The following is a 12,837-nucleotide window of genomic DNA, read 5'->3' on the forward strand; positions in this document are numbered from 1 at the left end:
TCCGCAAGGAGGCCTTTGTTCACGCCAAAAGACTGGCGCCTGGATTCGGGTGGTAGGACGTACAAGATTCGAACTTGTGACCAACGGATTAAAAGTCCGCTGCTCTACCAACTGAGCTAACGTCCCAACCGGTTGCAATCAATCATGACTGACTGCTGCAAAGCCTTGGATTATAGCGTCGTTTTTTCAGTGTTTTTGGAAGTTGCGGCAAGTTTGTCCAACACCCACCCTGCAGCGCACTGACCAAAGGTCGCCGTCACTGCAACGACCGAACCGTATCCATGGCAGTTCAGAGAACCATCGCCATCCACATTGCAGGACGCATCGGGAGGCGCCACGGCTTCTCTGCTGAAGACGCAGGTCACTCCGATTTTTTTGCCATCACGGGCTGCCCGATGGTGCTTGCGCAAGCGATAGCGCAGCTGCGCCAGCAGAGGATCGTGGGTTGTCAAAGCGAGATCATCCACATCCACCTTGTGCGCATGGCGCTTACCGCCAGCCGCCCCGACCGTGATGTGCAGAGCCTTCTGGGCCTGAGCCCAGGCCGCGATGATCGTTTTGGCTTGCACCTGATCACACGCATCAATCACCGCATCAACGGACTGAGGAAGCAAACCAGGCCAATTGTCTGCATCCACGAATTCCTCCACGCAGTGGACGCTGCATCGAGGGTGTATTTGCGCAATCCGATCACGCATTGCAAGAACCTTGGCCTGGCCGACGGTATCGGTAAGTGCATGGATTTGGCGATTGATGTTCGACTCGGACACGTGGTCGAGGTCGATCAACGTGATCTGGCCCACTCCACTGCGTGCCAAGGCTTCAGCAGCCCAAGAGCCCACCCCCCCGACACCAACCACCACCACATGCGCCCGGCGGATACGCCGAGCGCCTTGTACGCCGTACAGCCGTTCCAGTCCGCCAAAGCGACGCTCCAGCGCTGCATCTTCAACACTCCCTGCCGGGGCTTGCAAAGGCGCTTCGCCGACCATTACTTCAATCGGGAAAGGCGCTCTTTGGCCGCCACAGCCGCCTCGGACTGCGGGTAGGCGCGTACAAGGTCTTCCAATGTCTTGCGGGCAGTTCGTGTGTCTTTGAGTTCAATCTGGCAGTTGGCAATGGACAAAGCCGCCTCTGGTGCCCGCGCATGAGCCGGGGCATCAGACAGCATCAGCTTGAAATTACCAATGGCTTCCTTGTAGTCCCGGGTAGCGTATTGGGCATTCCCAAGCCAGAAACGCGCAGATGGGACAAAACCGCTGCGCGGATACTGCCGCACAAAGGCTGCAAATGCTGCCCCAGCTTCTGGAAACTTGCCTGAGCGAAACACGGCCAGTGCGGCTTCAAAGTCCTTTTTCTCAGCAGGATCTGCCTGGAACTCCTGGCCGTCCAAGGTCACCTTCACAGGTTCAAACTGACGCAGGCGCTCGTCTACCCCCTGGGCAATGTCTTTCTGGCGCCGCTGCAAATCGGCAGCATCACGCAACAACTGTTCGTTCTGGCCGCGAAGTGTGGACTGCTCCGCGCGCAGTGCGTCAATCTGACCTTGCAGATCCAGCAGACTGCGCCGCAGCTGGGCGTTCTCTTCACTGAGCCTGCGCACTTCCTCTGCGGACCGTTGCTGAGACAGCTGCATGCCATCCACGCGCTGCCGCATTTCGAGAATGGCGCGGCGGGCCTCGCCATCCTCAAAAATTGCGGCATGGCCCGTGGGCAGCAAGGCCGCGGACAGCATCACTGCCGCCAGCGCCTTGAGCGGGTAGGACAAAGAAATCGTGCGCATCAACGATAGGACAGTTCAGCCCGGCGATTTTGGGCGTGCGCGTCTTCAGAATTGCCTTGGGCTGCTGGTTTTTCCTTGCCAAAGCTCACAGCTTCCATCTGGCTGTCCTGCACGCCGAGCAGAGCCAGCGAACGGCGCACTGCCTCGGCGCGCTTCTGGCCGAGCGCCAGGTTGTACTCACGACCACCTCGGTCGTCCGTGTGGCCTTCAATCATCAGCTTGCGATTGGTGCCGGCCTTGATGAAGCGAGAGTGCGCCTCGATCAGCGACTGAAATTCGGGCTTGATCACGTAGCTGTCGTAATCAAAATAAACGATACGGCTCACGCCCACTGGGCCCGCAGCATCGCGGCCCGACTGGCCGAGGTCCACACCAGCAACACCGCTCTGCGCGGTATTGCCAGAGTTGGCGCCAGTATTACCACCCATCGTAGACGTGGCGTTCTTGTCTTCGACCGGCACATCGTCCAGCTTCACGCCAGAGCTGCATCCGGCAACGAGGGCGACAACGGTAAGGGCAAGGGTAAAACGTTTGATCATCCAAAATTCTCCTGGAAACTTGATACTTGAAAGTGCTGATAAGTTCATTGCTTTTGAAACGGGCCCCAATCGGGCTCACGGATATCGCCCGCCTGCCCCGCGAGCCGGGCCTTGATCTTGCCGTCCAGCGTGGTGGTCATGAGCGCTTCACGCCCTTGCTGCTGGGTGGCATAAACGATAAGGCGGCTATTGGGGGCAAAGCTGGGGTTCTCATCTGCCGTTGTGTCGGTGACCGCATTCACAGTGCCCGAGGACAGGTCCATCACGTGCAGTTTGAAAGCCCCACCGACACGGGAGATGTAGGCCAGCCAGCGGCCATCGGGGCTGACGCTGGGGGAGATGTTGTAGCTGCCGGTAAACGTCACACGTTCCGCGTTGCCGCCAGATGTGGAGACCTTGTAGATCTGCGGCGCACCACCACGGTCGCTGACAAAGTAGATGCTGCGGCCGTCACCGGAGAACATGGGCTCCGTGTCGATGCCAGCGCTTTGCATGAGGCGGCGCGGCTCGCCACCGTTGGCGTCGATGGTGTAGAGCTGAGATCCCCCGTCACGGCTGAGCGTCACGGCGAGGGATCGACCATCCGGAGCCCAGGCAGGGGCACTGTTGGACCCCCGGAAATTGGCAATCAGACGCCTGCGGCCGGAGGCCACATCATGCACATAGACCACCGGCTTGCGCGATTCAAACGACACATAGGCCAGTTGCCCCCCGTTGGGCGACCATGCAGGGGAAATGATGGGCTCCGGGCTCGACAGTGCCGATTGGGCATTCTCTCCGTCAGCGTCTGCCACCCACAGGCTGTACCGGGAGCCTGTCTTGGTGACATAGGCGATACGCGTCGAGAAAATGCCGCGCTCGCCCGTCAGCTTTTCATAGATGAAATCCGCAATGCGGTGCGACACCAGGCGCAGATCGCCTTGGGTGACCACAAAGCTTTGGCCACCAAGGTCCTGCCCCTTCACCACATCCCAAAGGCGAAAGCGCACATCGAAACGCCCATCTGCCAGGCGCGTCACACTGCCAGTAGCCAGGGAGTCCGCACTCTTCTGGCGCCACAGTGCGACATCCGGGCGCGCGGTTTCGTCCAGCACCGCGCCGGAGGCGTCTACCGCGCGGAACTGTCCGCTGCGCTCCAGGTCGGCCTGAACGATGGCCGATATTTTCTGGGGAGACTGCGCCTCGCCCCGGAACGGCGCAATTGCGATGGGCAACTGGGTCAAACCAACACCCGTGACCTCAACGCGAAATTGCGCGAGGGCGGGCAGTGCGGGGGTCGAGATCAGCGCAGCCAGCATGTGGCGGCGCAAGGGATGCGGCAAGGCCGCAGGGGATGGGTGTGTTGGGATTCGATCTGTGGTCATTGGCATCCAGCGGTGGCCGAACAAATGCCGAAAGGCAAACCCGAATGTTACACACAGCGGGGAAACCCCTGTGACAAAACGTGCGACCTCCAAACCTATTCGCATCGATTTCTTTCAGCTCACAACCTGCTGCGCAGAAATATCTCACCGGCACCTTGACCGCCCACAACCGTAGAATCCGGGCCACATGCAAGCCACAGATACGGGCGCCGCGCCTCCCAACACTCCCTCCCCGCCCGCTGCAAGCCTGGCCACACGCCTGCGCCGACTGTCTGTCTACTTTGGCAACCAGCGAATGGCCTGGAGCCTTGCCGTTGTTGCCACCCTCGTCGGCGCGATCACCGAGCCGCTGATTCCCGCATTGCTGCAGCCCCTGCTGGACCGGGGCTTCACGCAAGGCACCCTCCAACTGTGGATGGTGCCACTGGCCATCCTGGGCGTGTTTTTTGTCCGGGGCGTTGCCCAGTTCGTCGGCCAGTACGCACTGGCACGCATTGCCAACGAAGGCATGCTGACGCTGCGCCAGTCGCTGTTTGACAGGGTGCTGGCTGCCGAAATGGGCCTGTTCTCGCGCCAATCGGCCAGCACGCTGTCCAACACCGTGGTGTACGAGGTGCAAACCGGCGCAACCCTGCTCGTACAGGCACTGCTAGGGGTGTCGCGCGACGGATTCACACTGGTGGCGCTGCTGGTGTACCTGCTGTACCTCAACTGGCAGCTCACGCTGATCGTCGCCGTGGTCGTGCCGGGCGTGGCGTGGATCATGAAGACCTTGTCCCGGCGCCTTTACCACCTGACCAAAAGCAGCCAGCAAGCCACCGACGAACTCGCCTATGTGGTGGAAGAAAACGTGCTGGCCCACCGCATGGTCCGGCTGCATGGCGCGCAGCCTGGCCAGGCTGGGCGCTTCGCCGCCTTGAGCCAGAGCCTGCGACGCCTGGCGATCAAGTCCACCATCGCCTCCGCAGCCATGACGCCGCTGACGCAGCTACTCGCCGCTGCTGCGCTCTCCGTAGTGATCTGCATTGCCCTGTGGCAGAGCCGTGGCACCGTGGACGCCAAGGATGTCACCGTCGGCGGCTTCGTGTCATTCATCACGGCCATGCTGATGCTTATTGCGCCCATACGCCGCCTCGCCGATGTCGCCAGCCCGATCACGCGGGGTGTTGCCGCCCTGGAGCGGGGGCTGGCACTGCTGGGAGACACCGGAGCCGAAGCGGGCGGCCAGTTCCGCAAGGACCGCGCCCAGGGGGCGCTGGAACTCAAGCAGGTCACGGTGTCGTTTGGCCCTGACCACGCCCCTGCACTGGACCACATCAGCTTGCGTGTGGAGCCTGGCGAAATCGTCGCCCTGGTCGGCCCCTCCGGGGCAGGCAAGACCACGCTGGTCAACCTGTTGCCACGGTTTGTGACGCCCGCTTCGGGTGAAATCCTGGTCGACGGGAACCCGTTGCCAGAGTGGGACCTCGGATCGCTGCGCTCCCAATTCGCCATGGTGAGCCAGGACGTGGTGATGTTCAACGACACCATTGCGGCCAACGTGGCACTGGGACACGCGGTGGATGAAGCACGCGTGCAGGCGTGCCTGGCGGCCGCCAACCTAGCCGAACACGTGGCAGCGCTCCCCCAGGGCATGCACACGGTGGTGGGTCACAACGCCACGCAGTTGTCGGGGGGGCAGCGCCAGCGGCTGGCGATTGCGCGGGCGCTGTACAAGGACGCCCCCATCCTGATCCTGGACGAAGCCACCTCGGCGCTGGACACCGAATCCGAACGGCTGGTACAGGACGCCCTGCAGCGCCTGATGCAGGGACGTACCACCTTGGTCATTGCGCACCGCCTGTCCACCATCGAGCATGCCAACCGGGTCATCGTCATGGAGCGTGGGCGCATTGCCGAACAAGGCACACACGCTGAGCTGATGGCGATGGGCGGACTGTACGCACGCCTGCAGGCCCGGCCGGCCTCGGGCGAAACCGCCGCATTGCACTGAACACGCTATTGCGTGCTATTGCGTGCTATTGCGTGCTATTGCGCGCTAACCGGCGCGCGACAACGGCCGATCCCAGCGCTACGTCTACCACCGGCCCCGGTTGGGCTGGCGCTTGCGGATGGCTGCGGCGATTTTGTCGGCGGATTCGGTACGACTCACCCGCAAGGCAAAGTCGGCGGCCGTGAGCCCCAGCTGGTTCTTGAGCGTGGGGTCCGCGCCCTCATCCAGCAGCAGCTGAACGGCCTCGTTGGAACCGTATTGCGCCGCCATCATGAGGGGCGTGGTGCCGTTGGGTGATGTGGCATCGATGTAAGCGTGGTTTTCCAGCAGCAACGCGATGATGGCTACATGCTGGCGCGAACCCGCAGAGGCCGCATAGTGCAAGGGCGCCCAGCCTGTCTTGTTCACATCCGCATCGCGTGCCAGCAGCGCCTTGACGGCTTCCAGATTGCCCTTGAGGGCCGCCATCATCAAGGGACTTTCGTCCTGCGCATTGCGGGCTTCCACGTTCACCTGGCTGGATGCCAGCAACGCTGCAAACGCTTTGGACGACCCATTCTGTAAAGCGATGGTCAGGCCCACCTGCCCTTTCGGGTCGCGCGTATTGGGATCAAAACCCCTGCGCAACAGCGCGGCAATGGCAGCATCGTCATCACGCAGGATGGCGACAAAAAAATCCTCATAGGCTCCGGCCCAGATGCTGGGGGCGGCAAGCCCCAGCGCCAGGGTGGCCAGCGCATTGCGGCGATGGCAAATCATGCGGTCACTCCCTTGAACAGAAAGTCGAAGTTGCGGCTGGTGGCGTCGGCCACTTCCTCCAACGTCAGCCCCTTGGTCTCGGCCACCTGCCGGGCCACATAGGGCACATACGAGGGATTGTTGGTCTTGCCGCGATACGGCACGGGCGCCAGATAGGGGCAGTCGGTTTCGATCAGCGTGCGGTCCAGCGGCACAAAGGCCACCACGTCGCGCAGCTCCTGGGCGCTCTTGAAGGTCACGATGCCCGAGAAAGAAATGTAGTAGCCCAGATCCAGCGCCGCACGCGCCACCTGCATCGATTCGGTAAAGCAGTGGAAGACACCGCCGGCCCGGTTGCCGGGGCCATCCTCCCCTTCCTCGCGCAAGATGGCGAGGGTGTCGTCCGACGCGCTGCGCGTATGGATGACCAAGGGCTTTTCGCACACCCGGGCCGCGCGAATGTGGTTGCGAAAACGGTCGCGCTGCCACTCCAAATCAGCGATGCTGCGCCCGCCTTTGCGGTCTTCCATGCCGTAGTAGTCGAGCCCCGTTTCGCCAATGGCCACTACGCGCGGCAGGGCAGCACGGTCCAGCAGGTCCTGCACCGACGGCTCGGCAATGCCTTCGTTGTCGGGGTGCACCCCCACCGTGCTCCAGAAGTTGTCGTGGGCCATGGCCAGGGCATGTACCCCGTCGAATTCTTCCAGCGTGGTGCAGATGCAAAGAGCCCGGGTGACCTGTGCGTCGGCCATGGCCTGGCGGATGGCGGGCAGCTGGCTCACCAGTTCCGGAAAATTGAGATGGCAGTGCGAATCAGTGAACATGCGGTTTCAAATTAGTCGTTTCTGGGGCGCAACGCGGGCCGTCAAAGGCGGCGCAGCGCTCTGGAGCAAAGATACGCCATCCGCTCCCTCGTCGTGGGCGCCCATAAAAAAATGCCGACCAGCCTACGCAGGTCGGCACGGTGGCGGCGCCAGGCTCAGATGGTCTGGGTGGGCCGGTCGGACCCCAGGGATGTGCCCAGCAGCTCCTCAATCTTGGCCTTCAGCTGGCGCGACTTTTCGTCCTTGGGAAACTGGATGCCCACGCCCTGGGTGCGGTTGCCCGCAGCCCGTGCTGGCGTGACCCATGCCACGCGCCCCGCCACCGGATAGCGCTGCGTGTCGTCCGGCAGCGTGAGCAGCACATAGACATCATCGCCCAGCTTGTAGTCCCGCTGGGTGGGAACAAAAATGCCCCCTTCGGCAAAAAAGGGAATGTAGGCCGCGTACAGGGCCCCCTTTTCCTTGATGGCCAGCTGCATGACGCTGGGGCGGGGGGCGGTGGATGGACTGCTCATGGATGGATGGGTGCGGCTCAGTGCTTGGAGTGTAGGGTGTTTCGCGCCTGGGCGACAAGCGCCTCCAGCATGAGGCCAGCATTGAAAGGATGGTCCGCCGTGCGTGCAGCCTTGGCCAGTGCGCGCGACCAGCGGGTCAGAGCACCCAACGGCGGCACCGTCTTGGGCAGGTCTGCGGGGGCAAAGTAGCGCGGCGCGCCGCCTACGCTGGCCGCCAACAGGTCATGGCAGAGTTTTTGCAGTGCGTCGATCACCTGCGCGGGCGACCAGTCTCCCAAGGCAGTCACATCGCCCTTGGCCACCGCCTGCGGCAAGGCCGACCAGGCTTGTGGACTGCGGCCCGAGCGCGCCAGTGCCAACGCATCGTCGGGCCGCCCGCCTGCGGCCCGCAAAAACGACACAGCGGCATCCGCAGCGATGCCCTGCCCTTGCAGCCACTGCAGCATCTGGTCCTGTGCGGGCCAGACCATGGTGTGGCCCAGGCAGCGGCTGCGAATGGTGGGCAGCAATTGGTGCGCCGCCTCGCTAGCGAGTACAAAGCGCACGTCACCCGGCGGCTCCTCCAGGGTCTTGAGCAAGGCATTGGCCGTGATGTGGTTCATCTGCTCGGCCGGGTACACCAGCACCGCCTTGCCTTTGCCGCGCGCCGAGGTGCGCTGCGAGAACTCCACCGCATCGCGCATCGCTTCCACGCGGATCTCGCGACTGGGCTTGCGCTTCTTGTCGTCGATGTCCGCCTGGGCCTTTTCCGACAAGGGCCAGCCCAGCGCCATCATCTGCACCTCGGGCATCAGCACACACAGATCGGCGTGGGTGCGCACGTCGATGGCGTGGCAACTGCTGCATTGGCCGCACGCGCCCTGCTCTGTGGGCGCATCGCACAGCCAGGCCCGCACCAGCTCCAACCCCAAGGCGTACTGGCCCAGGCCCGATGGCCCCTGCAACAACCACGCGTGGCCGCGCTGGGCCAGCAGGCTGGTGCGCTGCGCGGCAATCCACGGCGCCAATGCCACTGTTGGCTCGCTCATTGCGCCCCCCCCTGGGACGCCACCATGATCGCCAGCCACCCCTTGCGCACAAACACGCTGGTGAGCTGCTGCCACACGCGGTGGCGGTCTTGGGCCGCGTCCAGGCGCGCAAAGCGCTGCGGCGCTGCAGCCGCGCGGTCGGCATAGCCCTGGGCAACGCGGCGGAAGAACTCCACAGGCTGGGCCTCGAAACGGTCGGGCACGCGCGCACCGGCCAGGCGTTCTGCAGCCACTTCCGGCGCCAGGTCAAACCACACCGTCAGATCGGGTTCACGCATCAAATCTGCCTCTGGCGCAAGTCCAGTCTGCGCAAGACGCTCCAATATTGATAGCACATCAAGATCAAAGCCGCGCCCCGCGCCCTGGTAGGCAAAGGTGGCATCGGTGAAGCGGTCGCACAGCACCACGTCGCCCCGCGCCAGGGCGGGCTCGATCACATTGCGCAGGTGATCCCGGCGGGCCGCAAAGATCAGTAGGGACTCGGTGAGCGCATCCATCGGGTCGTTGAGGACCATCTCACGCAGCTTCTCGGCCAGCGGCGTGCCGCCTGGCTCGCGGCTGACGGTGACAGCACGGCCCTGTGCCCGAAAGGCAGTGGCCAGCCCCTCGATGTGCGAGGACTTACCCGCACCGTCGATGCCTTCAAAGGTGATGAACAGACCGGGTCGTGACATGAAAACCTTGGTGGAAGAATCTACTGCTGGCCGCGTTGGTAGCGGTTGACGGCACGGTTGTGCTCCTCCAGCGACGTGCTGAAGTGGCTGGCGCCATCGCCCTTGGCCACAAAGTACAGGGCGCGCGTGGCATCCGGCTGCACGGCGGCCAACAGCGACGCCTTGCCGGGCATGGCAATCGGCGTGGGCGGCAGGCCTGCGCGGGTGTAGGTGTTCCAGGGCGTGTCCGTCTGCAGGTCGCGGCGGCGCAGGTTGCCATCAAACTTCTCGCCCAGGCCGTAGATCACCGTGGGGTCGGTCTGCAGCAGCATGCCCACGCGCAGCCGGTTGGCAAACACGCCCGCAATCTGGCCCCGGTCGCTGGCCCTGCCCGTTTCCTTCTCCACGATGCTGGCCAGAATCAGGGCCTCTTCGGCGGACTTGAGGGGTGTGTCCGCCGCGCGTTGCGCCCAGGCGGCTTCGAGGCGGCGGTCCATGGCATGCATCGCCCGGCGCAACACAGCGATGTCGCTGGAGCCTTTGGCGTAGGTGTAGGTGTCCGGAAAGAAGCGCCCCTCGGGTGGGACACCGGGGCGGCCCAGCTGTGCCATCAGCGCTTCGTCGGTCAGCGTGGCAACGTCGCGCTTGAGCTGATCTTCCTTGGCCAGCGCCTGGCGCACCTGGCGCCAGTTCCAGCCCTCGACCAGGGTGATGGCGCGCAGGCTCTCTTCGCCGCGCACCAGCTTTTGCAGCAGGCTGCGGGGCGTGGTGCCAGGGGGGATTTCATAGTTGCCGGCCTTGATGGCGCGGTCCTGGCCCGAGAAGCGGAACCAGGCGTAGAGCATGCGGGCATCCACGCGCGCGCCTGCAGCCACCACATCACGTGCGACGCCCCGGGGTGTGGTGCCGGGCTCGATGGCAAGCTCCAGAGGCTCGCTGCCGGTCACCAGCGGCTGGTGCAGCCACCAAAAAGCCGCACCACCGGATGCGATCAAAACCAACGCGATCAAAGCCAGTAAACGTCGCACAACCCTGCCGTCTGTGTGTATGAAACAGGGCATCATAATTCAGCGATGACTTACCCCCTGAACGGCATTGCCCCCCTGTCCCACCTGGGCGTGATTCGCGTGGAAGGCGAAGACGCCGCCAAGTTTCTGCACGGCCAGCTCACCCAGGATTTCGCCCTGCTCGGCATGGACCAGGCCCGCCTCGCAGCCTTTTTGTCGGCCAAGGGCCGCATGCAGGCCAGCTTCATCGGCTTCAAGCGCAGCGCTACCGAGGTGCTGCTGGTGTGCAGCCGCGACCTGCTGCCCCCCACGCTCAAGCGCCTGTCGATGTTTGTATTGCGCGCCAAGGCCAAGCTGACCGACGCCACGAGCGACTTTGCCCTGTACGGTCTGGCCGGAGACACCGTGCCCGACGTCAGCCAGCCCGCCTGGACCAAGGCCGATATCGGCACCGCGTCGGTGGTCCACCTGTACCCCGCCGATGGCCAGCCCCGGGCCCTGTGGGTGGCCCCGGCCGTTGACCCGGCCCCCGCAGGCCCCGCGCTGGACGCCGCGCTGTGGCTCTGGAGCGAGGTGAAGAGCGGCGTGGCAACCCTGACCACGCCCGTGGTCGAGGCCTTTGTGCCCCAGATGCTGAACTATGAATCCGTGGGTGGCGTGAACTTCAAGAAGGGCTGCTACCCCGGCCAGGAAGTGGTTGCGCGCAGCCAGTTCCGGGGCACGCTCAAGCGCCGGGCCTACATCGCCCATGCGGCGGCCGAAGTGGCAGTGGGAGCCGAAGTGTTCAACACGGCAGACCTGGAACAGCCCTGCGGCACCGTGGTGCAGGTGGCTTCTGCGCCGAGCGGCGGATTCGACACCATTGTGTCGCTGCAGATCAGCGCCGCGCAGGAAGGCAGCCTGCAGGTGGGTGCCACGGACGGCGTAGCGTTGGCCCTGCTGCCGCTGCCCTACGCGCTGCTCGAAGATATTTGAATAAAAATGGCTCTCTTCCGTTTCGGGTGGAACGCCACATTCCCCACCAGAGCCATGGTCAGGCCCTTGCTTTTCGCAAAGGACTGCCTGGCAGGTGAGTGAGCTTGCCAGCAATCAAGAACGCCATGGCGATGAAGTGATCGGTGGTGCCATAGCCACGCGCTTTGGCCTTGGCTGCTTGCAACAGTGAGTTCACCGCCTCCACATAGCCGGTGTGCAGGTGAGAGGCATCAAACGCTTTGAGTATTCCCGCCCAGTGCTGCTGGATGGTCTTGGCCAGATCAGTGAAGGGCCGCAAGCGGCTGCGCTGTGCCCATCGCAGCCACTTTTTGAGTGCCAGCTCGCTTTGTGCAGCCTGAGTCTGAGCGAGCGCACTGCGGTAGATGTCCCGCAGCCCCTCCTTCATCCGCTACGCCCTGGCGGTCTTCAATCGGGTGCGAGGCAGCCAATCCATCTTTGCCTGCTCTGTGTCCGTCCACCTGGCTTTGTCCTTGAGCCAGCACCAACGAGTCTTCTTGAGCCAGCGCTCGCCCCGGGCCTCTTCCCGCCGCACTGCCTCCACTGCCCGGTTGGCCATCTGCACCACATGGAATCCATCAAAGGCAATCGCCGCCTGGGGCAAGTGCTGGCCAGTTCCTGCGATGAAGGCCTTGGACATGTCCATGCACACCACCTGGATGGCTTCGGGCCTGCCTTGGTGACTCTTGAAGTCCTCGGTAAATCTCTGAACCGTGCTGGCATCCTTGCCGGGTGTGGCGTAGATCAGTCGCGCCCGCTCAAGATCGTGCACCAGGGTGATGTAGCTGTGGCCTTTTGCGCAGCTGGTCTCATCGATACCGATGACCGCCACACCCGCGTAACTCTCCTTGGCGCGCGCCAAGCCGACGTGGGCATCGATCTGGCGCCACAAGGCGTTGTCCGCGCAGCGCAGGATGCGCGCACATGCGGCCACCGGCATCTCACGGGCCAGTGTGAGGGCCAGAGCCTCGAACATGAGCGTGAAGCGGCTGCCCTCTCGCGCCCAGGGAACACTCAGCTGGGTCGTAGAGCTGCAGGCGCTGCATGACACGCGAGGCAGCGCGCAGTGCACGTAGGCTTCGAACTGAAAGAAATCCAGATGCCGCCAGCTGCGCTGGCGGTGGTCATGCAGTTTCTGGTCAGCTGCGGCGCAAACGGGGCAGGCGGCACTGCCCGATTGCCAGACCACGTACAGATCGATGCGGCTGCGCTCGACATCCAGTGCAACACGCTCCACAGCCCAGGGCGCGGCCAGCCCCAACGCTTGGCAGAACAACGCTTCTTGCATCGGGAGGGCTCCTGTTCAGGGGGTGTCAATGGATCTATTTGAACTGTAGTGTTCCACCCGAAACGGAAGAGAGCCATAAAAATGGGCTCCAGCGCCTATCCATCAAGCGCAA

At 63.5% G+C, this 12,837-nt stretch carries 12 protein-coding genes, 1 tRNA gene and 1 pseudogene; 2 read left to right on the plus strand and 12 right to left on the minus strand.

The genetic code is table 11. The features are described 5' to 3' along the window. Positions 1-50 precede the first annotated feature (50 nt). The 5 genes from ACT89O_RS14400 to tolB all read right to left on the minus strand — a co-directional run bounded on the left by ACT89O_RS14400 (position 51) and on the right by tolB (position 3,686). Positions 51-126 (minus strand) — tRNA-Lys (locus tag ACT89O_RS14400). Positions 127-170: 44 nt separating this feature from the next. Continuing rightward, positions 171-992, minus strand: coding sequence for a tRNA threonylcarbamoyladenosine dehydratase (locus ACT89O_RS14405; RefSeq protein WP_487260408.1), 822 nt, complete (start codon positions 990-992; stop codon positions 171-173). Continuing rightward, positions 992-1,783, minus strand: a complete 792-nt coding sequence (ybgF, locus tag ACT89O_RS14410; protein WP_487260409.1) for a tol-pal system protein YbgF — start codon at positions 1,781-1,783, stop codon at positions 992-994. The genes ACT89O_RS14405 and ybgF overlap by 1 nt, the downstream gene beginning before the upstream one ends. Further along, positions 1,783-2,322, minus strand: a complete 540-nt coding sequence (gene pal / locus ACT89O_RS14415) for a peptidoglycan-associated lipoprotein Pal (RefSeq protein ID WP_055393955.1) — start codon at positions 2,320-2,322, stop codon at positions 1,783-1,785. The genes ybgF and pal overlap by 1 nt, the downstream gene beginning before the upstream one ends. A 44-nt stretch (positions 2,323-2,366) precedes the next feature. Further along, the gene (tolB, locus tag ACT89O_RS14420) at positions 2,367-3,686 is read right to left on the minus strand and encodes a Tol-Pal system beta propeller repeat protein TolB (RefSeq protein WP_121506180.1); all 1,320 of its coding nucleotides are present in this window, start codon (positions 3,684-3,686) and stop codon (positions 2,367-2,369) included. Positions 3,687-3,873: 187 nt separating this feature from the next. Here tolB and msbA point away from each other — a divergent pair, with 187 nt between their 5' ends. Next, the gene (gene msbA / locus ACT89O_RS14425) at positions 3,874-5,679 is read left to right on the plus strand and encodes a lipid A export permease/ATP-binding protein MsbA (protein ID WP_218299859.1); all 1,806 of its coding nucleotides are present in this window, start codon (positions 3,874-3,876) and stop codon (positions 5,677-5,679) included. A gap of 84 nt (positions 5,680-5,763) precedes the next feature. Here the strand turns inward: msbA and ACT89O_RS14430 are convergent, their stop codons facing one another. From ACT89O_RS14430 to mltG, 6 genes are all read right to left on the minus strand, one after another. After that, positions 5,764-6,438: an ankyrin repeat domain-containing protein gene (locus ACT89O_RS14430; RefSeq protein WP_487260410.1), complete on the minus strand. Its 675-nt coding sequence runs from the start codon at positions 6,436-6,438 to the stop codon at positions 5,764-5,766. Continuing rightward, positions 6,435-7,241: a TatD family hydrolase gene (locus ACT89O_RS14435; protein ID WP_487260411.1), complete on the minus strand. Its 807-nt coding sequence runs from the start codon at positions 7,239-7,241 to the stop codon at positions 6,435-6,437. Before ACT89O_RS14435 ends, ACT89O_RS14430 begins: the two co-directional genes overlap by 4 nt. A gap of 155 nt (positions 7,242-7,396) precedes the next feature. Continuing rightward, a complete protein-coding gene (locus tag ACT89O_RS14440) occupies positions 7,397-7,756 on the minus strand; it encodes a PilZ domain-containing protein (protein ID WP_010465538.1) in 360 nt (119 codons plus the stop codon). A 17-nt stretch (positions 7,757-7,773) separates the two neighbouring features. Then, positions 7,774-8,784: a DNA polymerase III subunit delta' gene (locus ACT89O_RS14445; RefSeq protein WP_487260412.1), complete on the minus strand. Its 1,011-nt coding sequence runs from the start codon at positions 8,782-8,784 to the stop codon at positions 7,774-7,776. After that, positions 8,781-9,458 carry a dTMP kinase gene (tmk, locus tag ACT89O_RS14450; protein ID WP_288850506.1) on the minus strand — a complete coding sequence of 226 codons (678 nt, stop codon included), beginning with the start codon at positions 9,456-9,458 and terminating at the stop codon, positions 8,781-8,783. The genes ACT89O_RS14445 and tmk overlap by 4 nt, the downstream gene beginning before the upstream one ends. Positions 9,459-9,478: 20 nt before the next feature. After that, entirely contained in the window at positions 9,479-10,465 is a 987-nt protein-coding gene (gene mltG / locus ACT89O_RS14455; protein WP_370108275.1) for an endolytic transglycosylase MltG, read from the minus strand. 45 nt (positions 10,466-10,510) lie between these two features. Here mltG and ygfZ point away from each other — a divergent pair, with 45 nt between their 5' ends. Further along, complete coding sequence (ygfZ, locus tag ACT89O_RS14460; RefSeq protein WP_487260413.1) at positions 10,511-11,419, plus strand: CAF17-like 4Fe-4S cluster assembly/insertion protein YgfZ; 909 nt, start codon at positions 10,511-10,513, stop codon at positions 11,417-11,419. Positions 11,420-11,477: 58 nt separating this feature from the next. Here the strand turns inward: ygfZ and ACT89O_RS14465 are convergent. Continuing rightward, a pseudogene (locus ACT89O_RS14465) lies at positions 11,478-12,725 on the minus strand (ISL3 family transposase). Between the last annotated feature and the right edge of the window lie 112 nt (positions 12,726-12,837).

The organism is Acidovorax sp. NN32 (genome assembly GCF_057597245.1).

Bases quoted from the DNA above. Each gene is read 5' to 3' on its own strand.
- ACT89O_RS14440 (WP_010465538.1), bottom strand. From the start codon at position 7,756: ATGAGCAGTCCATCCACCGCCCCCCGCCCCAGCGTCATGCAGCTGGCC.
- ACT89O_RS14435 (WP_487260411.1), bottom strand. From the start codon at position 7,241: ATGTTCACTGATTCGCACTGCCATCTCAATTTTCCGGAACTGGTGAGC.
- ygfZ (WP_487260413.1), top strand. From the start codon at position 10,511: ATGACTTACCCCCTGAACGGCATTGCCCCCCTGTCCCACCTGGGCGTG.
- pal (WP_055393955.1), bottom strand. From the start codon at position 2,322: ATGATCAAACGTTTTACCCTTGCCCTTACCGTTGTCGCCCTCGTTGCC.
- ACT89O_RS14430 (WP_487260410.1), bottom strand. From the start codon at position 6,438: ATGATTTGCCATCGCCGCAATGCGCTGGCCACCCTGGCGCTGGGGCTT.
- tolB (WP_121506180.1), bottom strand. From the start codon at position 3,686: ATGACCACAGATCGAATCCCAACACACCCATCCCCTGCGGCCTTGCCG.
- tmk (WP_288850506.1), bottom strand. From the start codon at position 9,458: ATGTCACGACCCGGTCTGTTCATCACCTTTGAAGGCATCGACGGTGCG.
- ACT89O_RS14405 (WP_487260408.1), bottom strand. From the start codon at position 992: ATGGTCGGCGAAGCGCCTTTGCAAGCCCCGGCAGGGAGTGTTGAAGAT.
- ybgF (WP_487260409.1), bottom strand. From the start codon at position 1,783: ATGCGCACGATTTCTTTGTCCTACCCGCTCAAGGCGCTGGCGGCAGTG.
- msbA (WP_218299859.1), top strand. From the start codon at position 3,874: ATGCAAGCCACAGATACGGGCGCCGCGCCTCCCAACACTCCCTCCCCG.
- ACT89O_RS14445 (WP_487260412.1), bottom strand. From the start codon at position 8,784: ATGAGCGAGCCAACAGTGGCATTGGCGCCGTGGATTGCCGCGCAGCGC.